The sequence below is a fragment of the Pseudomonas sp. AC211 genome (assembly GCF_979258055.1).
In genome coordinates this window covers 4,953,930-4,980,343 of record NZ_OZ409830.1, presented here as the reverse complement: position 1 = coordinate 4,980,343, position 26,414 = coordinate 4,953,930, and the positions used below count along the sequence as shown (strand labels likewise).

Annotated in this window: 6 protein-coding genes (1 of these 6 only partly in view); 4 read left to right on the top strand and 2 right to left on the bottom strand. The window is 63.6% G+C overall.

Annotation, left to right across the window (positions count from 1 at the left end; translation table 11 throughout):
- Window positions 1–21 precede the first annotated feature (21 nt).
- Both gspD and ACZZZP_RS23130 read right to left on the bottom strand, forming a co-directional pair.
- Window positions 22–1,944 (bottom strand): type II secretion system secretin GspD, encoded by a 1,923-nt coding sequence (gene gspD, locus ACZZZP_RS23135; protein WP_463384265.1) that lies wholly within the window; start codon window positions 1,942–1,944, stop codon window positions 22–24.
- 13 nt (window positions 1,945–1,957) lie between these two features.
- Entirely contained in the window at window positions 1,958–2,653 is a 696-nt protein-coding gene (locus ACZZZP_RS23130) for a type II secretion system protein N (protein WP_463384264.1), read from the bottom strand.
- A 286-nt stretch (window positions 2,654–2,939) separates the two neighbouring features.
- On the opposite strand from ACZZZP_RS23130, the gene ACZZZP_RS23125 reads away from it, so the two are divergent.
- The 4 genes in view from ACZZZP_RS23125 to ACZZZP_RS23110 are tightly spaced (each overlapping or abutting the next) and all read left to right on the top strand, a layout consistent with a single transcriptional unit that may run on beyond the window.
- A complete protein-coding gene (locus ACZZZP_RS23125) occupies window positions 2,940–4,559 on the top strand; it encodes an Ig-like domain-containing protein (RefSeq protein WP_463536875.1) in 1,620 nt (539 codons plus the stop codon).
- Window positions 4,540–6,621 carry an Ig-like domain-containing protein gene (locus ACZZZP_RS23120; protein ID WP_463536874.1) on the top strand — a complete coding sequence of 694 codons (2,082 nt, stop codon included), beginning with the start codon at window positions 4,540–4,542 and terminating at the stop codon, window positions 6,619–6,621. The genes ACZZZP_RS23125 and ACZZZP_RS23120 overlap by 20 nt, the downstream gene beginning before the upstream one ends.
- Entirely contained in the window at window positions 6,587–7,453 is an 867-nt protein-coding gene (locus ACZZZP_RS23115; protein WP_463536873.1) for a hypothetical protein, read from the top strand. The genes ACZZZP_RS23120 and ACZZZP_RS23115 overlap by 35 nt, the downstream gene beginning before the upstream one ends.
- On the top strand, window positions 7,396–26,414 hold the start of the coding sequence (locus ACZZZP_RS23110) for an IPT/TIG domain-containing protein (RefSeq protein WP_463536872.1). It continues 19,246 nt past the right edge of the window; the window shows 19,019 of its 38,265 coding nt (coding positions 1–19,019); the start codon lies at window positions 7,396–7,398; the stop codon falls past the right edge of the window. Before ACZZZP_RS23115 ends, ACZZZP_RS23110 begins: the two co-directional genes overlap by 58 nt.

The window sequence follows — 26,414 nt, the reverse complement described above, 5'->3', positions numbered from 1 at the left end:
ACACCTATCCAGCCAGGCCGATTACTGAGTAATCACAGGCAATTCAGGTGGCGACACCTTCAGCTCTTTCTCGATGCTGTTAACCCGCTCTGGCAAGGTGGGTACGCCCTTGGGGATTTCTTCGTCGGCATAGCGCAGCTGACGTTCGCGGATAAAGTTGTACTTACCCTCGGTCAGCTCGTTGGCATGGTCGAAGTCGTTGATGATGGTGGGCTTGATAAACACCATCAGGTTTTTCTTCGCCACTTCCTTGCGGTCGCTGCGGAACAGGCGGCCGATCAAAGGAATTTTCGACAGGAACGGCACCTTGTCGCCGGAGTCACGAACCTCGTCCGAGATCAGTCCGCCAAGCACCAGCGTCATGTTGTCTTTGATCAACACGCGGGTTTCGATGGAGCGCTTGTTGGTCACGATGTCGGCGGCGCTGGTGTCGTTGGTGACGCTGGAAATTTCTTGGTAAACGTTAAGCGTCACCGAATCGCCTTCGTTGATCTGCGGCTTGATCTTCAGCGTGATACCCACGTCCTGACGCTCGATGGTCTGGAACGGGTTGGTCGAGGGGTTCGAGGCACTGGTGGAACTGCCGGTCACGAAGGGTACGTTCTGGCCAACGACGATTTTGCCTTCTTCGTTGTCCAGGGTGACCAGGTTGGGCGTCGACAGAATATTCATCGAATCGTCTGTCGACAGCGCACGCACCAGCGCTTGCAGCGAGCCGTTGCTGTAAAAGCCCAAGCTGAGGCCGGCGTCGAGCTTGATCGGGTTGGTCGGAAAACTGTCGATGGTGTTGCCCTTGAGCGACGACTTGAAGCCGCCGAACAGGCCGTCGCCGCCAAGCGCCGCTTCCGAGGTTTTCCACTGCACGCCGAGTTCGTTGACCTTGTTATCCGACACCTCAACGATCACCGCTTCGACCAGCACCTGGGCTCGACGGATATCCAGGCGTTTCACCACGCCTTCGATGGTCTTCATGATTGCCGGCGGAGCGCTGATGATCAGGGCGTTGGTGGTGTCGTTGGCTTGAATCGATATGTCGGCAGTGCTGATGCCTACGTCTTTGTCTTGCTTCTGCAGGCTGGTGGCGACGTTTTGCAGAATCTGTGCGAGCTCAGACGCCTTCAGATAGTGCAGGTACATGACTTGGGTGTCGCGGATGATGTTGCCAGGGCGGTCGAGGTTCGCCAGCACGGAGCGCAGTTGCTGGCGTTTGCTCGGGTCGCCAGAAATCAGAATGCTGTTGGTGCGTTCATCCACCGACACGCTCATTTTCGACGCGCCTTCCTGCCCAGCCGTCTGCGGCACCAGCGTGCCGAGCATGGCCGACAATTCTTTGGCGTTGGCGAACTTCAGCGGAATGACGTCGATCTCGAACTGACCGGCACGGTCTATTTCTGCCACCAGCTTGAGCAGCTGGTTAATGTTTGAAGCACGGTCGGAAATGATCAGCGCGTTGCTGTCGGGGTAGGCGGCCAAATGACCGACCTGCGGCACCATTGGCCGAAGAATGTTGACCAGTTGCGTGGCGGGCACGTGCTCGGTACGAATGACCCGAACCACGAGCTGGTCGTCGTTGAGGTCGTTGTCGTCTACCAAGGGCACGCCGGTCTGTTTGGCGTTGGCGTCGGGAATCACCTTCACCGCGTCGGCCGATTCAATCGCCGAAAAACCATGCACTTGCAGCACCGAAAGAAAGACGCGGTATGCCTCTTCGGGCGCCATGGCTTCATTGGAAATGACCGTAACTTTGCCGGTAACCCGCGGATCAATAATGAAGTTTTTGCCTGTGGCTTTGGCAATCCACTCAATAAACGAGCGGATATTGGTGTCCTGCATATTAATCCGCACTTCGTTGCCAGGTTCTGGCGCGGCTTCCTCTGCCCAGGCAAATGGGCTGGCGCATACACAGACGAGCAACAGCAGTTTCAGAACGGCTCGGATCGACACGTTGGGCACTCTACTACTTGGCTTGCGCGAGTTTGCGCTGGATATATTGTTGATAGGCAGTGGGTGAGTTCTGCTCTACGGCGGCAGGTGGTGCAGGGGGTATTTCCACGGGCGCCTGAGCAACCATGTCGGTGTTATCGGGTTGTATATCGGGCAGTGCCGCGCTGACTTGCGAGGCCGCCGGTTCAGACGTTGTCGCTGGCGCTGCGCCCGGCATCTCGCCGTAACCCTTGAAACTGATTTGTTCGAGTTTTCCGTTACGTTTCAAGGTGATGCGATGGCTTTCGATGTTCTGCACAACAATGCCGGGCCGGGCTTCCTCGCCGCGTTTAAGCATTAACGTGCGGTCGCCGTCTTCCAGAATCACCGAACTTTGCTCAGCGCGGGCCATAAAAAAGATCGCCGAGACTTGCAGGTTAAGATTACTTTCCGGAAGTTTTTCAAGTGTTTGCGCGGTTAAATCGGCGTCTGCGTTTTTAGCGCCAAATAAACTTAACAGCGAACTTCCGGGTTTTACCGGAGCGCTTTCGTTAGTTGCCTCACTATTTTCCGTGCTGGCAACTGGCGCTTGCGTGTTCACGCCGCGAATAAATTGGCTAGTTTGCCAGCCGAGCGTCGCCAACATGGCAATAGCCAACGCCAGCAGTGCACTCAAGCGAATTGAGCGGACGGCGAGAAGTTGGTTAAGGCGGGCAACTAAGGTGGCCATGAAATCGTCCCTGTAATGGCGCGGCAATACTATCGGCACAATGTTTACGTGCAAAGACAGCGGATAACTCCGTTGGTCGCTTCGCTATTTTCCATGCGCTGGTTCACATTTTCTCTGGCTATGCGATTTAGGTATTTGTATCGGGCTTGAAATACCCAAAGCGCCTGTATAGCATCTCGCCATCGTAAAGGCTGAGTCTATCAACAGCCTTGTGCTAGATGCACAAATTAAATGGAACTTATCGACGAATATGCTGCACGGATGCCGCTTCTACGGGTTTCGCCGATTGCTTGTCGCGCTTTTTGCGCTGGCAACGCCGGACGCGTTTGCCTCGGTAGAAGTCGATATTCGTAGCGCCACCGCCCTCGGTTCGTCGGGGAGCGCCAGCGACTATGTGCTGGCCGTTACCGATTGTCGGCAGCTCGCCGAAGTCTCCATTGTCGTCACCTCCCAACGCCTGTTGCCGATCGACGCGGCTCGCGAAAGCGATGCCCCGAACAGCTGCGCCTTCACCTTCCGCATCGACAGCGCCAGCGCACTGCAACCGGCCGTTAAGCTCAAGTTCGCCGACGGCACCACGCAGGATTACAGCGAAAGCTTCCAGCAAGAGCGCGTAGCGCCGAGCCTGGAGCTGACGCAATTGGCCATTGAATCCAGCGGCGACGATCAATTTCTGGTCGCCAGTTTCGATGCCGCCGACGACATCGACCTCAGTTACGTCAGCTTCACCCTCACGGGCCTGCGCGCCTCCGATTTGCGCGCGGCGGGCGGCGTGGTCAGCCGTGCGGAGGCCACCGCGTTTCTGCGTATGCCCCAGGGCGCACGGGTGTTCCCACGCACGGACGGACAGAGCTCCTACACGCTGCGTCAACGCCTCGACCAGCGGTTGTCGGCCGATGAAGTGGCGCGCAACGCCCTGGTGATGGTGCAGGCCGTGGCGGTGGATGCCTCCGGCAACCAAAACAGTTATTCCGACATCCGCTTTATCGGCGACAACGTCGACGAAGCCGCCCGCTCCATCGCCGTACACCCTGACCGTTTGCTGTTCAGCGATGCCCTGCAATCGGCGCGCTTGGTGCCGGAAGTGGACTTCGAATTCCGCGGCGTCACGCCACTGGCCGGGCTCGGTAGCGGCATCAGTTACCGCTCCGGCGACCCGGACAAAGTCTGGGTCAGCGCTGAGGGGGTTGTGTATCCCCTGCAAGAAACCGCCGGCCAGGCGGTTTCTGTTTATGTGAGCTACCCGGGGCTGGCTGAGATCAGCTTGCCGGTGATCGTCGACTTCAGCCGCCAGCTCACCGCCCTGCGCTACGAAGGCCAAGCCGCCGGTCAGCCGCTGGTGCTGCCGCGTTTGAACGGTTTCCAAAGCCTGCCGGCGCTGATTGCCGTGTTTGACGACGGCAGTGAAGCACCGCTGGCAGACAGCCTGGCCGTTGAGCTGAAATTGCCCACCGGCAGCGAAGGCGTGCTGGAGCGCAACGAACAAAGCCAGCTGCTGGCGCGTGCGCAAATCCCGACCACCAGCCCGCTGACCTTGCATGCCAATCTGCAGCGCTACCCGCTAATCGGTGTCGACCTGCCGGTTGCCGCCGAAGACGCCGCGCCAACGGTCGAGCTGCAGCCCGAGGCCACCATCGCCGTGGGCTCGGTGCTGGAGCTCAGCGCTGCCGCCAGCGATGACGTCGGCGTGAAAAGCGTGGAATTCTGGCTCGACGATGCCCTGGTCGGTCGCCGACTTCCGCCGCCGTTTGCCCTCAGCCTGCCGGTTGAGCAGGAGCTGGAGGGCCGCACCCTGCGCCTGCGCGCGGTGGCCTTCGACGCCACCGGCAAAAGCACCAGCACGCCTGAACGCCCGGTGAAAGTGGTCGCTAAAAAGCAATCCGCAGGTGCCGGCGTTCCTCTTTGAAAACCCGGTCGACGCCCAGCGCGTCATCGAGAACAGTCCGCTGCGCGCCGTAATCGCGGTAAACCTTGGCATTCTGCCGGACGTGGAATACCAGAGCGGCATAAGCCTGGTGGAATACTTCTTCGATGGCCGGAAGGTCGGCGAAACCTCATTCCCGGCGTTCGAGCAGCGGCCGCTGGAAAGCGATCCGAATACCAAGCAGCTGTTCGAAATCTGGCAGGTAACCCTGCAAGTGCCGGAAATTTCCGTGCGTGAAACCAGCCTCGGTTTGTCGGCCCGCGTACACGCCTCCAACGGCGGCGTCACCGATGCGCCGGCGCGCCTGATTCGCGTGCTGGAAAACCAGCGCCCCATCGCCCGCATCACTCAACCAGCAGCCGGGAGCATTGCTACCGTCGGCCAGACCTTGTCGGTCACCGTGGAAGCCAGCGACGACACGCTCGACGGCGGCACCGACATGTTCCTGCTGGTGAACGGCGAGGAGGTCGGCTCCTATCGTCACGTGGTCGATAACTACGACGGCAACGCCTTTGGCCTGCGCAGCACCACACACACCTTCCAGTTGCCGATCAAGGCCGACTGGCTCGGCCGTACCCTGGAGTTGCGCGCGCAAGCGGTTGACCTGCACCAACAAAGTAACCAGTCCGAGCCGCTGCTGATTCCAGTCAAAGGCGATCAGGCGCCGACAGTCGCCATGAGTTACCCGGTGGAAGGCGCTCATTTGGTTTCCGGCCAGCCGGTGGAATTTCGCGCCAATGCCACCGACGACCTGGGCCTGCGCCAGGTCGATTTCTATGTGAACGACAAGCTGGTCGGTAGCGACTTGCGCGCCCCGTACAGCATGGTGTACCAGGCGCCGCCGGGTGTTGAGAGCGAAACGCCGCTGGTGCTGCATGTGGTGGCCACCGACTCCGCCAACCAGACCGCGCGCAGCCCGGCGGTGAACGTCACCCTCGGCAAAGACGAAGAAGACCCGGTGCTCAACTTGGCCTCGCCGGCCATCAGCGTCAGCGACGCCGGTCAGGATCTGGCGCCCGTGGTAGAAAACAGCACCTTCGTGCTCAAGCTCACCGGCTATGACAACGTCGGCGTCGAGCGTCTGGAATTGTTCGGCGTGGCCAAGCAGGCCGGCGTCGGTTACTACCTCACCGGCAACCTCAACGACCGCCTTAGCAGCGTTGATGGCGACCTCACCGTGCAGCAGATTCCGGGCGCGCTGAAGGCGTACTCCAGCATCAAAGTGGTCGCGGCGCCTGCGTTCAAGCACCTTGATGGCGTGCGCTACGACCGCTACCCGATTCGCGCCGTGGCCACTGACGGCACCGGCAACGACAGCGAACTGCAAGTGCTGATCGGCGTTGGCGACGACAACAAACCGGAAGTGCGTGCGCTCAGCCCAACCCAAGGCAGCATTTACAGCCAGGACACCCTGAATGTCGATGTGGTGGCCCGCGACGACCGCGCCGTGCATGCCCTCGAAGCCAGTCTGTGGGCCGAAAACGGCAGCGCGCCGCTGTGGCAAAAACGCGTCGACCAAGCCGGCGGCCTCGCGCCCGGCCCGGAAACTGTCAACCGCCTGAGCATCGACCTCAAGCCATTGAGCCTCGGCAATCAGCCGCGTCAGCTGCGCCTGAAAGTGGCCGCCGTGGACGACGGCGGCCAGACCGGCGACAGCAAAGAGCTGGCCGTGAATATCCTTGCCGACACCCTCGGCCCGCGCCTGGCCGTGACCTCGCCCATCCAGGGCGCGCCGCTGTATGCCGGCAACAAGGTGACGGTGAAACTGCGGGGCGTCGATGACACCAAGCTGGTCAGCCTGCGTGCCCTCAGTGGCAGCACGGTGCTGCACAGCCGCACCCTTACCGCCGAGCAACAAGCCGCCAGCGTTGACGATCAGTTCGAGCTTACCGTGCCGAGCGACGGCGAAGAGTTGGTGATCGAGCTGCAAGGTAAAGACCAGTACAACAACGAAGCGGCACCTACGCTGTGGCGCTTCCCGCTGAGCAAGATTTGCCCCGGTCGTCAGCGTGCGAGCGCCGGCGCCGGGTGCGCGGCTGTATGAGGGCGAGGCCTTCACCGCCCAGGTACTGGCCACCGACGACCGCAAAGTCGCCAAGTTGGAATTCTTCCAGCGCCAGGGTGGGCAAACCCAGGTGCTGAAAACCGTGACCGGCGCTGAGCTTGAAAAAGGCGCGGGCGGCTACATCGGCGCGGCCTTGCGCGTGCCGAACAAAGCCGGCGCCGACACGCAGATGGGCGCCCGGGCCACCGACAGCGCTGGGCAGGTGACCGAAGCGTCGTTCGAGCTGGACATCATCGACGACACCGAAGCGCCGACCCTGCAACTGAACAAGCCGGCCGGCGAGTTCAGCCTGCAACCAGGCGCCAGCTTCGAGCTGCAAGGCAGTGCCGGCGACAACCAATACGTCGACGCCATCGACGCGGTGTTTATCGACCCGATCAGCAAAGAAGAACACGCCGTGGCCTGGACCTTGTTCAGCCGCATGGACCGCGTCGAAACCGTCAAAGTGCCCAACCCCGGCACGCTGGGCGCGGTGCTGGTAGGCCAGCGCTTCTACGCCGACTTCGAATCGCGTCTGCGCCTGACCCCGGAGCTCAGCCGCCGCTACGCCGGCAAAGTGCTGCACCTGGTGCTGCGTGCCCGCGACCGTGGCGTAAACGAAACCCGCTCGCCGCCGATCAATCGTGAAGGTGCTGGCCGACGAAGCCGGCCCGCTGATCAATATTCAGGAACCCGCCGAGCGCCTGTTCGACCGGCAGGAAACCAGGCCTGCAAGTCAGCCTCAAAGACGACACCGCCGTTGCCTCCTATGAAGTGCGTCTGCTCGACGACGAGGGCCGTAACGAAGTGCTGGCCAAGGCCAGTGGCCTGAGCGACACCGACGTCAACGTGCCGGTCGCCGGTCAGCAAACCCTGATCGACATCCAGCGCTACCGCCCGCAAGCCGAACCGATTGCGCTGACGCTGACCGTCACCGCCACCGATCTGCTCGGCAACGCCAGCGTGCAAACCCGCCGTCTGCTGATTCAAGCCGACCAGCCGCCGAAACTGGCGTGGCGTGACAGCTCGCCATCGACCCAACAAGAGCGCGGCCAGCCGCTGCGGGGCAGCCTCAACGTCAGCGACGACGTAGACAAGAATGCCATTCGCCACCTGCTCCTTATCAGCTCCTTGCGTGAGCTCACCGGCAGCCGCGCCGCCAAGGGCCTTACGCTGCGTAACGAGCGCGATGAAAACCTCGCGCAAATTGCCTTTGCCTATCCCGAGGCGGGCAGTTGGCAGGGCGCGCTGCTGTACAACGAGAAGCCGTTTCTTACCATCGCCAATGGCCGCCTTATTGCTCAGGGCGGCGAAGAATCCAACGCGCCGCGCAGCCTGAAAATCGGCACGCAAACGAGCCTGTGGGAAGCCGAAACCTTCTCGCGCAACCTCTGCCAGGTGCGCCCAGCCAGCCGCGAAGTGCAGGCAGTCAATGGCCTGCTCGACCTGAAAGCTCTGGTCACCGACGACACCACTCGCCTGGTGCTGCGCCCACGCGGCGGCGCGCCGACGTTTATTCGTGAGCTGCAATTTATTGCCCAGGAATCGGCCGCCGCCGACGTCGCCATGGCCAGCGGCACGCGCGTTCCGGGCCGTTTTGCCCTAACGCTGTTGCTGCAAGACGGCACCGATGCCGCCGCGCAAACCGCCTTCCTGCAACTGGCACGCAGCGGTTCGCAAAACGATGCCGAGGCGAACTTCGCCGCATTGATGCCGATTCCGGTGGAAGCCCAAGGCACCAGCGTCACCCTATTGGGCCACGCCGCCGACCGCCTCTCCCACGAACGCGGCGAACAAACCCTGAGCGCGTTGCTGCAACAGGCGCTGATTGTCGACGAGCAAGCGCCGACGGCCCGTCTGATCAGTCCGGTGGCCGGCAGCGTGGCCATTCCCATGCAGCAGTTGGATCTCAAGTTGGGCTTCAGCGACGACAGCCTCGCGCTGAAAAGCCTGCGCCTGCTGGAGAACCGCAGCCGCACCGTGCACGACCTGGGCGTCAGCTATGGCCAGACCACCTGGCAAGTGCCGTACAGCGTGCCGAAGAATTTCAGCAGCGGTGAGCTGGAGCTGACCCTGATCGCCGAAGACTTCAGCGGCCGCAGCAGCGAGCACAGCCTGGTCTACCCGCTGCAAGCCAACGAAAAACCGCAGCTGAGCTTCACCGGCTTCAACACCTATTGGGTCAACGGTCATTACGAAAAAGCCCTGACCGACCCGGCGCGCATCAACTACGGCGAGTTCTGGGTACGCATTAACGAGCGCTTCCGCCTCGACACCACCTTGCGCGATGACGCCGGGCTGGCCAGCTACCGCATCCTGCGCCTGAAGCGCGACGGCAGCGTGGCGGCCGTGGTGTATGAGCGTGGCTTCCAGGTCAATTGCCCGGTGGCGCCGCCGCTGAGTGCCGACGACAAAACCGAAGTGCTGTTCGACCAGACCGAACCTACCGAATACCGCCTGGAGTTGACCGACACCTACGGCAACCTCAGCGAACGTACCTTCCTCGTTCACCCGCTGACCAACGTTGTGCCCGAAGTGCGCATTACCGCACCGGCCGAAGACCAGGAAATTGTCGCCGGCACCTTCCGCATTCGCGTTGGCTTGGTGGCCGCCGATGACCGTCTGCTCACCGACTCGCGCCTGAAAGTGTTCGCCAATGGCGTGCCGCTGCCCGTGCTGTCTACCGCCAGCAACGTCGCCGCCGGTGGTGAGTTGGTGGTCGATGCCGCCTTTGCCGCCATTCACGACAGCCTGCAAACCAACTACGACGCCAGCATTGCCGATGACTACGGCCGCCGTAACAGCCCGTACGCACTGCAACGCACCTTTGTGTTGGAAGTGCCGCAAGGGCTCATCCGCCACAACGAAACGCTGAAGCTCACCGCGCAGATCGAAGATTCGGACGGCGCCGTTGGCCTGTTCGACCGCCAGATAAAAGTGATGGCCGACGCCATCAAACCCGAAGCGCTTATCAAGCGCCCAACGGTCGGCTTTGGCGCGCCGGAAGACAGCGATTTCACCGTGGCCTTCCAGGCCTACGATAACGTCAAGGTCAACCGCCTGACCCTGTCGCGCTCCTACGGCGTATTGAAAAACGACGGCACCTACTTGAAGCTGCCGTTCACCTTGGTGCGCAGCGTTGACGGCATTCCGGCCGATGACTACGAGCCGGTCACCACGCTGAATATCGACACCCCCGAATACAACCAGCTGCTGCACGTAGAACGCCTGTTCACGATTTTGCAGGGCTTCGGTTTGTCCACCGCCGACGTCAAGCGGGTAGATGTGCTGGTGCGCGTCGAGGCCTTCGACGTCGCCAACAGCCAGGCGTGGGAAATTGGTTATCCGGTGCGCCCGGATGAGCGTCCGACCCTGGATGTGGCCGAGCCAGTGCCGGGCGCCAAAGTGGTGGAAGGCAATCCGCTGTACGTCAACGTAAAAGCCTTCGATGACGTGGGCATTGAATACGTGAATCTGGTTGCCACCTATGGCAACGGCCAAACTCCGTATATCCAGCGCCTGCGCACCTCGCCCTACAACTTCATGGTGCCGGTGCCGGCGTTCGACACCGCCAATCCGGCAGCCAACCGCATTCACCTGAGCATCGAAGCGGTCGACACCTATGGCGTGGCCCATAACGACCTCGACGCGCACCGCGCCGAAGAAAGTCTGGACGTGGAAATCATCCGCGACCAGTTGCCGAGCGTGGCCATCGGTACGCCGAAAGACAACAGCGAAACCACCGAAGGCCAGTTGCTGCTGGTAGAAGTCAACGCCGTCGATGACGTGGGCGTTGACCGCGTGGTGCTCAACCTCGGCGGCTACAAAGGCGGCGACCGCAGCCTCACCGACATGGTGTTCCCGTACGAATTCCTGGTTGAAGTGCCCTACGGCCAGGCCGGCACCGATCTCAACCTGACCGCCAGCACCATTGAGCGTCGCGCCGATGGCAAAGGCCGCAGCGTGTCGACGCCGCAGCCGGTGAGAGTGCGCGTGGTCAAAGACGACAAAGCGCCGCAACTGACGGTGAAACTGCCGCTGGCCACCGGCGCCAGCGTCGCCGAAAAACGCAACCTGCCGTATCAGCTGGAAGTGACCGACAACGTGCGTGTCGGCTCTATCAGCCTGGGCCTGTATGCCGACCGCAATGCCGACGGCCAATTTGCCGACAGCGAGCGCGTGGTCGACCGCCTGCTGCTCAGCGCGCCGTATATGGGCAGCCTGCCGCTGGGCAGCATCGCCGATTACCTGGGCCGCACCGACAACCTGCCAGAAAGCCTGCCGCTGCAGTTGCGCATCACCGCCCGCGACCCGAGCGGCAACGAAGCCAAGGAAACCATCGGCGTTAACTTGCTGCGCAACCAGGCGCCGGAAGTGAACGCGATCAAGCTGCTGGACGCACGCGGCTTCGCCATGGGCGAGGTCGCCGAGCTGACTGAAGGCCGTGGCATCGTCGTGCAGGTGCAAGCCAGCGACGCCGAAGTGGGCGTAGACGCCGCCGCCCTGTATTACGCCATCGGCCCGGTCGGCGCCGAGCCGAAGTACCAGGCGCTGGGCGAAGATTCTGCCGCGCCGTACCAGTTCCAGTTCAAGGTGCCGACCGGGCGCGTCGACCAGGTGCTGCGCCTGCGCGCCAAGGCCCGCGACCTCGACGGCTATGAGTCGAGCTTTGTCGACCTGCCCGGCAGCATCAAAATCAAAGCCGACAAGGCGCCGACCGCGCGCATCGTCAAACCGGACAACGACAACGCCGTGGTCATCGACGGTGACGACGTCGAAGTGTTCGTCGAAGCCTTTGACGACCTCGGTCCTGAAGGCATCGACCACGTCACCTTCTATATCAACGGTGTGCCGGTCACCAGCACCGAGCAGAGCTACGGCCAGCAGGTTGGCAGCCACGCCCAGGACCACGTGTACCGCGCCCTGATCGCAGCGCCAGCCGGGGTTAACGGCTTCACCGTGCAGGCCATCGCCTATGACGTGCTCGGCCAGGCTGGCGAGTCGCAAGTGGTGCGCGTCGGTAAGCTCGAAGACACCGTGGTGCCGCGTCTGGCCGTGCTCACGCCTATCAATAAAGACGTGCTGACCATGGGCGAAAGCCTGCGCGCGGTGGTGTCGGTCGAAGACATGGGCGGTGCCATTACCGACGTCAACATGCTCTGGACCCGCGAGTACCAGACCGAAGCCGGCGAATGGAAAGTGGCCGATCAGTACCCGCTGAAACTGTTCCGCGACGACAACCGTGGCGCGGGCGATACCACGCCGGTCAGCGACCCGGACAAGCACTACTTCATCTACTGGGCCGACTTCAGCCAGGGCGACGTGTTGCGCCGCACGGGCCTGCGTAACGAGCGTCTGCACGTACTGACCAAAGTGGTAACGCCCAACCACACCGTTACCCAGGACACCTATCACGAGATGGGCTGGCCGCTCAGCGAGCGCCGTTACGTGGCGCCGCAAGCGGGCGAGCAGGCGGCCGCCAAACAGGTGCATTACAGCGCCGTGGACCAATACCGCGCGCTGGACCGCGCCGGCGCCATGATCGCCGCGTGGTCCACCGTCGACCCGCTGCGCATCGAGCAAGGCCTTGGCCTGCTGAGCAAAACCCAGGCGCTGGCCGGCAATGCCCCGGCGCGCACCGATATCTTTATTCTCGATGCGGTAGACGAAGCGCAGAGCAACGGCTCCGGTGATTTCTTCGCCTATTCGCCGCTGCTCAACGGCGCGGCGGAAATCTTCAGCGGCAGCATTGGTGAGTTGGTCAGCGATGAAAACATTGTGCTGGCAAGCAAGTCCGGCATGGCCGGCGGCAGCTGCCGGGATGGCGGCGACGCCTGCGAGTTCGTCGATCAACTGACCAGCGAAATCAAGAAAGACTGGCACGGCGGCGACACCCCGAGCGAAGGCACCGGCGCCCTGTATCTTGATAACAATGCCGGCGAACTGTTGCTGTTCGGCCAGAAGAATGGCGACGGCCAATTTGGTCTGCCGTACTTGTTGCTCGGTCGCGTCGACATGCCCTATCCGGACGTGTACGGCCTGACCCGCAGCGGCAACCTGGCGCTGGTGGCCAACGGCAACGGCGGCGTGCAGGTGATCGACGTCACCAACATGACCGCGCCGTATCACGTGGGTTACATCAAACCGAACGGCTTCGCCCGCGACGTCAAAGTGCGCGGCCATTACGCCTATATCGCCGCCTCGGAAGAGGGCGTGGTGGTCGCGGACCTGAGCACGCCGGCCATGCCGATCGTGGCCAAGGTCGACACCTTGGGCATTGCCAACCGCCTCAATCTGGTCGGCAATCAGCTTTACGTCACCGACATGGCCGGCAGCGGCGACAGCGCGCGCCTGAGCCGTATCGACATCAGCGAGCCGGACCAGCCGCGCGTGGCGCAGGTGGTGGAAATCGCCCCGCACCGCCCGGACCAGGCCGCCGATGGCCTTTACGATGTGCATGTGTCCGGCAACCTGGCGTACGTCACCCAATTGCTCTCCGACCAGGAAGACAAACCGTCGCAAAGCCTGGTGCAGATTCTCGACCTCGCCCGCGTCGGCCAAAACGGCCTGGACGCCAGCGTGCCGGTGATGGTGCAGCGCAACGCCACGGTGGATAATTTCGCCGTCCGTGGCGTGACCCTGGCCCGTGGCGCTATTCAGGTGGCGGCCGGCAAAGGCGGTATCGGCCGCATCGACCTGCCGGCCTTGACCGTGCTGCAACACAGCCCGCAAGTGGGCGAAACCGATATCAGCACCCAGCTGCCGCAAATTCTCATTGAGTTGTCGGCCGTGCTGCCGGGCGACACCGTGCTCGGCGACTACGTGCAAGTGCTCGAAGGCGATGCGCAGATTGGCCGTGACGTGACCGCCCAGTTTGATTTGTCGGTCGCGCCGCGCGGCACCGACACCACCAAGCGCCGCATTCAGCTGGTGCGCAAAGACGGCCAGAACCTGTTGCCGCGTCAGCGTTATTACGTGCGCCTCAAGCAAGGCCTGAAACCAGTGACCGGCCAGGCGCTGGCCTCCGATTACGTGTTCAGCTTCAGCACCGCGTCGGCCGATGCGCTGTACCCCGACATCATCAGCATTTGCACCCGCGAAAGCGCCGAGCGCCATGGCTGTGTGAACGTCGGCGATGTGCGCGGCGGCACCCAAGTGGTGGTGCGCGGCACGAATTTCGGCGAGCAACCGCGCCTGTCGGTGGGTGGCGAGCCGCTGGTGGTGGAAAGCCGCGTCGCCGATGCGGACACCGGCATCGTCACCCTCTACGCCAAAACCGTGCCCAACTATCCGGGCCCGGCCTCCGTCACCGTGACCACCGACGCCGGCTTGAGCGACACCGTGCTTGGCGGTTTCGTGTTCGTCGATGAGCTGAGCATTTCCCACCTCACGCCAGCCGTGGTGCGTGTGGCGCAGTCCGGAAAAAACGACCGCGTCGAACTGGTCGGTAAAGGCTTCCACGCTGGCATGACCCTCACCGCGTATAAGAGCGGTGAGCCGGGTACGGCGAAAACATTCAAAGTGGGTTCTGACGACTTGCGCCTCTACAGCGCTGAGCGCATGAGCCTGCTGGCGCCGGACCTGCGTGACGAGAAAGACGGCGGCTATCGCGGCTTTATCGACATCGAACTGGCCGACGACCTGGGCCGGCGCTACGTGCAGCGCAACGCCTTGTTCTACGGTCGCCTGCAACTGGACCGAAGCCTCGAAGCCGAGCCGCCGATGACCATGGCGGAAATCGACAGGCGCCTCGCCACCCTCGCCAACGGCGACCTCACCGACTATGTGCCCGACCCGCTGAAACTGCCGCCGGGCAACATCGTCGACCTGGCCGCCGACAGCGACCTGCACATGCTGTATGTGCTCGGCCGTGGCGAACTGAAAGGGCCATCGCCCAGCGCGCTGCTGAACCTCGAACAGCTGGAACACTATTACGCGCCGGGCTGGATCAGCCTGGTCAAATACGACCCGGCGAAAGTCGCCGAGGCCGCGCCGCGTCATGGTTTGGGTTACTACAACCTGCCGCAGGATCTGCAACCGAGCGCCATGGCCCTGGCCGACAAGCACCTGTACGTCGCCGCTCGCGGTTACACCTTCCCGTACCTGGACACCGAATACGAAAGCCGCAGTGTGCTGCTGGTGTTCGACCGCGAAATCCGCGACCCGGACGTGCTCACCGAACAGCCGCCAGGCAAAGACCGTGGCGTGCTTTACAGCCTGCCGTTGCCGACCAATACCGTGGCCGAAAAAGTGGTGGCGCATCAGGGCTTGCTCGCCATCAACGCCGGCACCGAAGGCGTGGTGATTGTCAGCGTCGCCGATCCGCTGCGCCCCAGCGTGGTCCGTCGCCTGACCAGCGCCACGGTCGATGGCCGCAGCCAGAGCTTGAACAACGTCACCGACATCAGCGTTATCGGCGACACCCTGCACGTGGTCAACGGTGCCAGCCGCGTGCTTTTTGACCTGAGCAAACCGTCGTTGCCGCAGCTGGGCGACAACCGCGTCGCCGGCTTCAGCGGCCTGACCGCCGACGGCAGTCAGTTCGTCACCGGCAATGGCTTGAGCCTGTACGACGCCAGCCGTCCGGCGTTTATCCGCGAGAAAGGTCGCTATCTGTCTGGCGGTTTCAGCGTACCGGGCGAAAGCCGTGGCATTCGCGCTCACGCTAGCGCCGCGCTGAACCTGACCCAGGCGGCCAGCGACCGCAGCGATTGCATAAAAGGCGAAATCGGCTACCTCGGTTTCTATGACTTCAGCCGCGCCGACAACATCAACCTGCTCGACGCCCTTAGCCTGCCGTTCTGCATCAAGCAGCCGAGCACCGGGCTGCTGCTCAAACCGTACCGCAGCAACCCGATGGTGCTCACCGATCAGGGCATCGCAGCGTTCACCATTTACACCGATGAAGAAACCCGCTCGCACCTGAACCTGGTGGACTTGCTGACGTTGGAACTGGTGAGCTCGACGCCAGCCGACCAGACCGACGGCGTGCCACTGGACAGCTCGCTGACGCTGCGGTTTACCCGTCCGCTGACGGCCATGGACGACGCGCAGTTGCGCCAATACCTGGTGCTGCAACACGACGCGCAAAACAACCAGCCAGCCAGCGAACTGCCGTTCACCCTGCAACGCAGCAGCGATGGCCGCACGCTCACCGTGCAGCCGGCGCAGGCGCTGCAAGCCAACCACAGTTATCACCTGGTACTTAAGGGTGACCTGGCCAGCCGCCGCAGCCGTGGCCTGCTGGAACACAGCATTCAGTTCCGCGCCGGTAACGGCAGCGGTGCGCAGGTGGCCATCGTCAGCACCGCCCCCGGCATGCTCGATGTGGGCGGCGGGGACCTGGACGTGGTGCTGCGTGGTGCCAGCGGCCAGGTGCAATTCAGCGTGTCCGGCCAGGCCGCCACGGGCTCCCTGAGCGAAACCTTGCCCAACGGCACCGCCCGTTATCGCGTACAGGCACCGGCCAGTCTGCCGGGCGCCGCCAGCTGCGAAGTGGTCAGCGGCAACGGCAGCAAGGCCTCGAAAGTCGGCGCCGTGCAGTTCGTTGAACCGTTGCTGCTGCGCAGCCTGACCCCGGCGCTGGGCTCGCTCAACGGCGGCACCCGCGTGCAGATCAAAGGCCAGGGTTTCCGCAGTGAAACCGGCGCCATGACCGTGCACTTCGGCGATATTCCGGCCACCCAGTACAAAGTGCTGGATGCCGAAACCCTGGAAGTGGTGGCCCCGGCCGGGCCGATTGGCACCGTCGACGTACGCGTGCAGTTGAACAACGGCCAGCAGGGCACGTTGACCCAGGCCTTCACCTACCAGCAGCCGCCGCAGTCGCAGATTCGCGACAAAGGCCGCGTCTACGACATGGCGCTCGACCCGTCCGGCAGCCTGTTGTTCTCGGCCCAGGGCGACAACGGCGTGCTGGTGTACGACCTCAACGCCGGCAACTACACCGCCGACCCGACAAAGCCGCTGAACCCGGACGACCTGCTGCGCCTGATCGACCGCAATGGCGACAAGTCGGATGACCGCATCGTTTCGCGCATCAGCTTGCCGGCTGGCTTTATCGCGGTCGGCGTAGAGCCGTTCTTCGAGAAGGGCAGCGACCGCGTTTATGTCACGGCCGTGCGCCTGGGCAGCACCGGCACGCCAGATGCCGCGCGCCTGTTCACCGTGGCCTTTGATGAACTCGACCCGGCGAAAACCACCCTCATCGGCAGCCTGGAATTGCCCGGTACCGAAGTGCGCGGCCTGCGCGTTCGCAACGCCCGCGTACTGCTCGCCATGGGCGCTGAAGGCCTGGGCATTGTTGACTCGTTCCTGCCGAACAAAACCTACCTGGTGCAGAGCCTGCCGGCAGCACCCGCCTTGCCGATGCTCGATGTGGCCACGCAAAACGCCGATGCCGGCGCGGCCGGTCTGGTGGTCGCCGTGGGCGGCAGCTTCGACTACCGCAGCAACCGTCTGCTGAGCAAAGAAGCCATCGGCAGCGGCGGCTTCCAGGTGTACCGCCAGAACGCCAGCCAGGGCCTGCAGCGCCTCGGCGCGCTGGACTTGCCGGGTACCCGCGTGTCACTGCAAGGCCGCTACGCATACGTGGCCGCCGGTGCCAGCGGCGTGGCGGTGGTCGATCTGCTCGACCCGAGCGCGCCGACTGTGGTGGCGCGTATCAACGACATCGGCTACGTCTACGACCTCGACTTCAACGGCAACACCCTCTACGTGGCACGCGGCGATAAAGGCGTGCTAATGGTCGACGTGACCAATCCGCTCAAGCCAGTGGCCGGCCGCAGCATGGCTGCAAGCGGCAGCGTGGAAAGTGTGGTGGCCGGCGATTACTCCGCCCATTCCGGCGGCGTCGATGCCCAGGGCAGCGTGCTGCAAGTGGTGCCGGACGTGCTGCTGAAACTGATCGGCGTCGATCCGGCCAACAGCATTCTCGACCGTCAGGTAGACGGCAGCGTGCAAGTGATCGCCCGCTTCAACAAAGCCATTGATCTGCACCCGGCCAACAACGCCCTGCTGCAACTGCTCGACGGCCAGGGCCAGGCGTTGCCGGTGAGCGTGACCATCAGCAACAACGACGCCAAGCTGCTGCTGGCGCAGAGCACCGCCGACCGGCTGCCAGCGGGTGAGCGCCTGACCCTGGTGGCCAAAGCGGGTATCGCCTCGGTGAAACCGGTCAGCGCCACCGACACCGTGGTGCTGCAACGTCTGGCCCAGGAACAGCGCGTGGCGTTGACCTTCCGTGGTGCGCGCAACGATGCCTTGTCGATTGAAGCGGTAACGCCGCGCCGCATGGCGCGCGACACCGTCAGCCTGATTACCGTGAGCGCCCTTGGCTTGCCGGCCAACCTTGCCCAGGTTCGCCTGTATGCCGGCGACCGCGCCCTAAGTATCGAAAGCGTGACGCGCGATAACGCCAGCGCGCCGGCCATTCTCAAAGTCAGCGTGCCGGCCCTGCCGAGCGCCGGCCAGTACAACCTGACCCTGCAAGTACAACGCGACGGCCTGTGGCAACAAGCGGTGCTCGAAGGCGCCTTGCTGGTGGACGCGCCGATTCGCTTCGACGCCCTGGTGCCGTTGTGGGGGCCTGTGTCTGGCGACACCACGGTGACCCTCAGCGGTGATGGTTTCGAACCGGGCAATACCGTCATGGACGGCCTGAAAGTGCGCTTCGGCGGGCTGCCGGTCGGCCGCATCGAAGTTCTCGCCAGCAACCGCATGCGCGTGACTTCCCCGCGCGGCGCGCCGGGCAAAGTGGATGTGCTAGGCGAAGACCGGTACGGCAATCAAGCCAGCCTCAGCGGCATTCGCGGCTTCGGTTACGGCCTGCGCAAGCAGTCGGAATTGCACCCGTCGCTGATCTTCCCGAGCGATGTGTGGATCGACCAGCAAACTGGCGTGGCCATCACTAACGGCGGCTATATGGTCAACGGTTACGGCAGGCAGAACCTGGCGGCCGGTGGCTGGTTGCCGGAGCTGTACCGCGCCGCCTCGTTCTCGGTGCAGGACGCTAGCAAGCCGGTGCTGGTCGGCGGCTCGCCGTCACTGCCAAGCGACGCCACGCGCCTGAGCCTGAAATCTCAAGCCATGGTTATCGCCAAGCGTCTGGACGGCCTTAACGCCACCGAGCCGACCGAAGAAGAACAAGAGATTCTCGACCGTCAGGCCGCGCAGGATTTCAAAGTTGGCTTCGACTCGCTGCGTGTCAGCCCGACCCTGGAATGGGAACAGAACACCTGGCGCAAACGCCTGTACGTGGCCAGCGGCCTCGGCGGCGTGGCGCGCCTGAATCTGGATGAGCAGAACGGCCTGCAAACCATCCACGAAGAAAACCTCGACACGCCAATCAGCCGTCTGGTCAAACAAGGCCCGGGCTTGTTCGCGGCCTCGTCGGGCGTAACGGTCGATCCACCCGATGCGCAAACTTGCGCCTTCAGAATTGGCGTTGGCGCGGCCGGTGAAGTGTTCGGCCTGAACTACCAGAACGGCGAAGACCCAGTACGCGTAGCCGGTCCGGCTGGCTTGGCCGGCGGCGCCTTGCTGCAATTGAACGATGGCTGGCTGTTCAGCGGCGGTCTGGTGCAAGGCGCGGCGTGGATCAATTGCCCGGGCTGGACCGAATCGCTCGGCGTGCCGGTAGACGGCAAAGCTGGCGAGATCAAAGCGTTGAACCTGTTCGACCCGGCACAAACGCGCAGCTACAGCTTTGTTGCCAACCCGCAAGACATCGTCGCCTACGGCCGTTACCTGATCGCCGCCGTCGGTAGTCGTGGCGTTGAAATCATCAACCGCGACGAGCCTGAAGAGCGCGTGCTGCTTAGTCTCGACCAGACCCTGCAAGCCAGCGCCGGCCGTGGTGTGCGCCTGCGTCTGGCGGGCAGCCTGTTGTTTGTGTCCGCCGACAGCGGCGTGGTGGTGGTGGACCTCAGCGAGCCGCTGCAACCGCGTGTGGTGTCCGCCGGTAACCAGGAGCGCATCGAAGCGCTGGATCTGTTCAATAACCGTCTGGTGGCCGGCTCCGGCACAGGCGGCCTGACCTTGCTGGAATTGCCGGGTGCGCTGGTGCTGGACGCCAGCGTCAAGCAGGGCGGCGTGATGCCGGCGGGCGAGCAGGCGCTGCAACTGACCTTCAACGAACCGGTGACGCTGGAATCGCTGCGCGCCGCCGGCAGCATCCGCCTGCTGGACTTGAAAAACGGCGCGGCGGCGCTGACCACACCGACCGTGGAAGCGCTGAACGGCGACGGCCAGTCCGCCAGCCGCATTACGCTGCGCTTTACCCCAACACCAGGCGCGCAATTGCGGGTTCGCGTTGAACAGGCACGCAACCTGCGCGGTGCCGGATTGTGGGCGCCGTACCAGGTGGACTTCACCGTAGCGCCAAGCGGTGCCAGCCAACCGGCAGTCAAATACCTGGAAAACGCCAGCTTCCATCGCGGCGCGCAAGACCGCGTGGTGATTCACGGCAGCGGCTTCTCCAGCGGCGTGAAAGGCTTTATCAACCAGTACCCGATCGAGCTGCAATGGGTCAGCGCCGAGCGTCTGGAAATTGCTCCGCACGCCCTCGACCTGTTGCCGCTGACGCCTGGCCAATGGCACCTGCGTCTGGACGACAACGGTCTGCGCAGCGATACCCTCGGCGCCTTGGTAGTGGGTGCCGACAAGGCACTGGAGGAAGTCATTTACCGCCTCAGCCCGGATTCGGCGAGCAAAAAAGGCGGCGCCAAAGTGACCATCGCTGCCGGCCACGACGTGCTGATGCCCGGCACCAAAGTGGTGTTGCGCGCCCGTCATGGCGCCACCGAGATCTACACCGGCCGCAGCCCGATTGTGGAAGAGCCGGGCAACGTCAGCATCGATCTACGCGACAACGTCGAAACTCAGCGCCAATTCAGCTTTGTGCTGCCGGGTGTGATCGATCCGGATATCTACGACGTGTTCCTGCGCATTCCAAGCGGCGCCGCGACCCGTGAAATAAAAGTTGGCTCGCTGTCGTACACCCTGCCGCAGGGCCTGGGCATCGTCCTGCCGAACTATCCGCCGATGCAGATTGGCGCCGCGCAAGTGGTCGGTGACCGCCTGTTTGTCGGCGTGAAAGCCGGTGCGCAGCCCACCTCCAGCAACCGTTTCCTGATGACCGCCGGCCTTGAGATTTACGACATCGGCCTGTGGGAGCGTCCGATTCGCCTGTCGCAGCTGCGCCTCACCGAACCGGTGCTGGGCCTGGAAGTGCTCGACAGCCTGGTTTACCTGGCCAACGACCACGACGGCGTGCGCGTGGTCGACATCAACGACTTGAACAAGCCGCTGCTGGTGTCCAGCCTGACCCTGCCGAACCATCGTGCGGTTGATCTGGCGGTGAACATCGAGCGCGGCGCACTGGCGGTGGCGGCTGCCAACGACCTGGGCACCGGTTACATCCGCTTCCTGCCGATTGGCCGCAACGAACTCGGCGCCCAGGCGCCGCTACCCAGCATCGCCTTCGACGGCAGCCTGAAGCCCGATCTGCTCGGCGCGCCAGTGGATGTGCAATGGCTCAACGGTCAGCTGTACGTGCTGTACCTGCGCGACAAGCAGTTGTATCTGGCCAGCTTCAAAGACTTCGGCACCCAGCTGGACTACCGCGTGCAAGCCATCGAGCGCGGCACTGTGAAGGCCGATTCGGTTTCGGCCGCCATCGGCAGCCTGACCCTGCAAGTGCAGCAAGGCCTGATCAGCGTGGGTACCGGCGACAGCTACCTGCTGCTCGAAGCGGACGCGCAAGGCCAATACCAGACCATTTACTGGCAGCAGAAGAATGCCAACGGTGAACTGCTCAGCGTTGGCGGGCAGATCATGCAGGGCAACGGCAAAGGCGTGCAGATCAACACCTCGCCGTACTTGGCCGTCGCCTCCAGCACACCGGGCAATGGCGCGGTGCTGGGCCTGAACGAGCCGGTAACCATCGCCTTCAACAACCTGATCAACACCGATCCGGCCCATTTGGCCCAGGTCATTCGCATCACCGGCAACGGCGGCCAGGCGCTGCCGGCCGACTCCGTCGAAATGACCGGCACCAACACTCTGCGCGGGGGCCAGCTGGCGCTGCGTTTCAAAGGCGCTTACCAGGGCCCGATTCGCATTGAAGTCAGCACCGGCCTCACCGACCTGGCTGGCCATGCGCTGCGCCAGGCGTTTGTGTTGCAACTGGAACGCATCACCGGCGTGCGGCCGCTGATCAGCCAGGTGCAGCGCATCGTTGGCGCCACGGCCGGGCTGCACTACTTCCATGCGGTGGGTGGCGAAATCGCGTCGATCAAAGGCAGCGGCTTCGGCGTCGCGCCGGAGCAACTGGCCGTGTGGCTGGGCGAAACCCGTCTGCAAGCGCAACAGATTCAAAGCGTCAGCGACACCGAACTGCGCGTGGCCGTGCCGGATCTGCAACTGGGCGGCGTCAGCGCCAGCCTGGCGGTGAAAGTCGAGCGCCTGGATCAGGGCTTGGCGTACTTGCGCCAAGGCGCCATGACCGTGCTGCCGCAAATTGAAATCGACGACTTGCAACCGCAAACCGGCCCGCCGCAGGGCGGCAATCTGGTGACCCTGTACGGTCGTGGTTTCAACCATTACATGCAGGTGCGTTTCGCGGGCGCGCTGGCCGGCGACCTGAAGATTCTCAGCAGCAACAAAGCCGAAGTGCGTGCCCCGGCCGGCACCTTTGGCAAAGCCCAGGTGGCAGTGACCAGCCCGCTGTTCGACGGCGAGCAAAGCGTGTCGCCCGTCGAGTATTTCTACACCGGCGTGCCGACCGGTTCGGTGAACCTCCCGGGCGACATGGCCAGCCCCGTGGCGGCCATCGCCCGTCTTGACGACGGCAGCAGCCAGCTGCTCTACGCGGTAACCGGCGGCAGCTTCGACAAGGTTGACGGCCAAGGCCGCGTCGCCCGCGTCACCAGTAACGCCGCGCGCTTGCTGGTCGCCGATATCAGCGACCCGGTGCACCCGGTCATCGTCAACCGCGACTTCGCCGGTCAGCTCAAACCGTTCCACTACGAAGCGCCGAACGGCCTGGGCAGCACCGGCTTTGTCGACCTGGCGATCAACGACCACCAGTTGTTCGCGGCTGGCGGCAAGAAGCTGCTGCAGTTCGACCTGACCCTGCCAGCCGAACCGAACAAGCTGGCCGAACTCGAGCTGGCCAGCGACATCACCGCTCTGGCCACACGCGACGATCTGCTCTACGTCGGCAGCAAAGAAGGCGTGCGCCAGTACCGCATCACCAACGAACTGAAACTGGTCGATCTGGGCCTGATCAGCGCGACCCAACTGGGCGGTGCGCCGGGTCGTCTGCGCTTGAACGGTTCCAGCCTGTGGCTGACCCTGCCGGCCCAGCGCCAACTGCTGGAAGTGGAACTGGCCAGCGGCGAATTCCGCGTGCTGCGCCGCGTTGCCACCCGCGATAAGGCCGGCAATGCCTTTACCCCGGAAGACCTGCTGATCAGCAGCCAGGGCCTGATGGTGTCCAGCGGAGAAAGCGCCACGGTGCAGTTGTTCGCGCTGGACAGCGAGAGCAACGCCACGCCGGTGGCCGATCTCAAACTCACCTACCTGGTCAGCCGCGGCAGCCTATTCGCCGGCCAACTGCAATTGGCCGGGCAAACCCTGTATGTGGCTGGCGGCCAGGGCGATGTGCAGCTGTTCGACGTATCGTCGTGGCTCAATGGTCGCACCCAGGAAACCATTGGCCTGCGCGACTATTTCAGCGTGGTCGGCAACGTCAACAGCCTGTCGCTGGGCAGCCAGGCGTTGTACGCCGGCAGCGCCTTCGTTTACATCGACGGCACGCCTGAAGAGAACCCGCTGCCAAGTCTCGACGCCGCCAGTTACCTGGGCGGTAGCCTCAACACCCTGGCGTACCAGACGCTGACCATTCTCAGCCAGCAGCCGCAGCCCTCTGGCCGCCTGGCCAAAGACGCCGGCATTGAAGTGCAATTCAACCGCCTGCTCGACAACGCGCAGCTGCGCGACCAGGGCAACCAGCTGGTGCAACTGCTGCTCGACGGTGCGCCGGTGCCGAGCCAGGTGGCGCAAGTGGGCGTTGGCCGTCTGGTGTTGCGTCCGACCGCCGCGCTGCAAAGCGGCAAGCAGTATCAGGTCAACCTGAGCGGCGACCTGCGCGACCAGCAAGGCAAAACCCTGGGCGCCGATTACCGCTTTGGCTTCGTCAGCGACGACCAACTGCAACCGGAGCTGGTGAGCATTTCGCCGCGGCAGGCGAGCTGGCGCGGCGGTACCGAAATCAGCCTGAGTGGCCACGACTTCAGCACCACCGCCACCATCGAAGTGGGCGGCCAGCGTGTGGCGGCCGGCGACATTCTGTACCGCGACGACAGCCTGATTCGCTTCCGCCTGCCGGGTCTGCTGGCCAGCCCGGACAGCAACCGTCCGGTCGGCGTGCGCCTGCAACAAGGCCAGCAGTCGCTGTTCCGGGGCGCGGCAATTACCTATGTGGCCGATCCGCGTATCGACCAGGTTGGTCTGTACGACCGCCTGAGCGGCAGCCTGGCGGCGCAGAGCAAACGCTTTATCTACAACGCCGGCGAAGTGATTGGCGTACAAGGTCGCGGCTTCGGCGAAGCCACGGTGGTGCGGGTGAATGGCCGGCAGGTCGCCCAGGTGCGCCTGGAGCGTGCGGACCTGCTGAGCTTCAGCGTGCCGCAAGATCACCTCGGCCCGCTGTTGGTGGAAGTCAGCAACCTCGGCTTTAGCGGTGACGTGGCCAGCGACGCGAGCCTGCGCATTGAATTGCCGGTGCAAAAACAACTGAACAACGTGGCGTTCTACCGCCGCGCCGGCGACCTGTTGCTCACCGCCAATGGCCGTGACGTGCAGCTTTCCAGCCTGCGCGATGGCAGCACGCCGCAGCTGCTGGCCAAGTGGCAAGCCGCTGGCGAATTGCGCGACATCGCCCTGAGCGACAGCTACGCCGCGCTGCTGGGCAGCAACGCGCAGGTGCAGGTGTTCGACCTCAGCAACCTGTACGCGCCACAAGCGCTGCCGGCCTTGACCAACACCCGTCAGATTGATTTCCAGAGCGTGCGCCTGGCCGCCGATGTGCTGCTGCTCAAAGCCGGCAACCGTGTATTCCAGGGCCAGGTGCAAGGGCCTGAACTGCGTGAGCTGACGCTGGAAAATCCGGCTGGCCTCGTGGATATCGCCCTCGATTCGCGCGCCGCTTACCTGCTGTTCGGCGACCGTCTGGAAGTGCGCAGCGCCCGTGACGGCAGCCAGTTGCTTGGCACCCACAGCCATGGCCTTAGCACCGTTAAACGCCTGTGGCTCGATGGCAGCCGTGTTTATCTGCAAGGCGGCGACACCCTGCAAGTGCTGCAACGCGCGGCGCTGTTGCGCGGCCGTGGCGAGCCGGTGCTCGGCGAATTCGACCTGCCGAGCCGTATCAGCCAACTGACGGCACAAGGCGAGTTGCTGGCCTGGCTGGACGCTGGCCGCGTGCAAGTGTTCGACCTCGATCTCGACGCCCAGCGTCAGCTCAGCGCCCGTGAAGTGGCGAGCCTGGCCGTCGGCAGCACGGAAGTCGGCAGCCTGGCGCAGCTGGAATTGCATGGCGACCTGCTGGAATGGCGCAACGCCGGTAACTACCTCAACGCCGCCATCCCGCTGAACAACACCTGGGCGCTGAACCCAGACACCCTGGCCGTTGCCGATGAACCGGTGGGCCTGCGCTTTACCGGCGCCGACTACGCCTGGCGCGAAGCACAAGTGGCCGTTACCGGTCTGGCCGGCGACACCGTGGCCACCAGCACCCAGGTGCTGGGCCGTGAACTGCGCGCCATCAGCCAACAAGCCGCTTACCAGCCGGCCGGTCTGTATCGCCTGCAAGTCAGCCAGGCGCCGCTGGACTGGCTCAAAGGCGCTGAAGTGCACATCGACCTGCCGTGGCTGGTGGATGCCGTGGACTTCTTCGGCGCCGCGCAAGTGCGCCTCGATGGTCTGCAACCGAACCGCAGCGTTACCGGCGTGGCCCGTACCTACGTGCTGCGCGGCCGTCAGCTGAACTTGATCGATGAACTGCAGGTGGGCGAGCGCGTGCTCGGCCGCGAGCAGCTGCAAGTGAACGCAGCCGGCGACCAGTTGAGCTTCAGCCTGCAAATGGACCAGGCCGGTCTGTACAGCGTGAACGTGCGCTTCGGCCAGCAGCGCGCGGTCTTGCCGACGGCGTTGTCGGTGGTGACACCGCTGGCCATCGACAGCGTGGTGTCGGCACATGTGCAGGGCCAGGTCGTTAGCGATGCTGGCGGCACGCCGATTACCGTGCAGGCTCAGGGCCTGTCGGAAGGCTTGAGCGTGCATTGGTTCCCGGCCGGCCAGGGCATCATCCCAAGCGCCAGCAACAAAGTGCCGTTCACCCTCGGCGACAACGTGCTGAACTTCGTCACCCCGCGCAGCCAGCCGGGCTGGCAGTACCAGATTGCGGTAGTGCGCGAAGCCAGCGGCGAGCGCGTGGACAGCGTCGCCAGCCAATGGCTGACCGCTATCGACGACACCGCGCCAAGCGTGCGCCTGATCAGCGCCCTGGGTGCCTCGCAAGCGCTGGTGCTGGAAGCCGACGAGCCGCTGAACGTGCAGGGCTTCAGCGTCAGCAAAGTGTTCAAGGACTACGACACCCACGCGCAGCCAAGCGAAGACATCAGCAGCCGCTTTGGTGCGGTGATTCGTCAGGGCAATCGCCTGGAACTGCGCCTGCGCGCCGACGCCGTGTTGGAAGCCAACGCCCTCTATCAAGTGACCCTGACCGG

Excerpts from the sequence above, each read along its gene's own strand:
- ACZZZP_RS23130 (WP_463384264.1), bottom strand. The coding sequence starts at position 2,653 with ATGGCCACCTTAGTTGCCCGCCTTAACCAACTTCTCGCCGTCCGCTCA.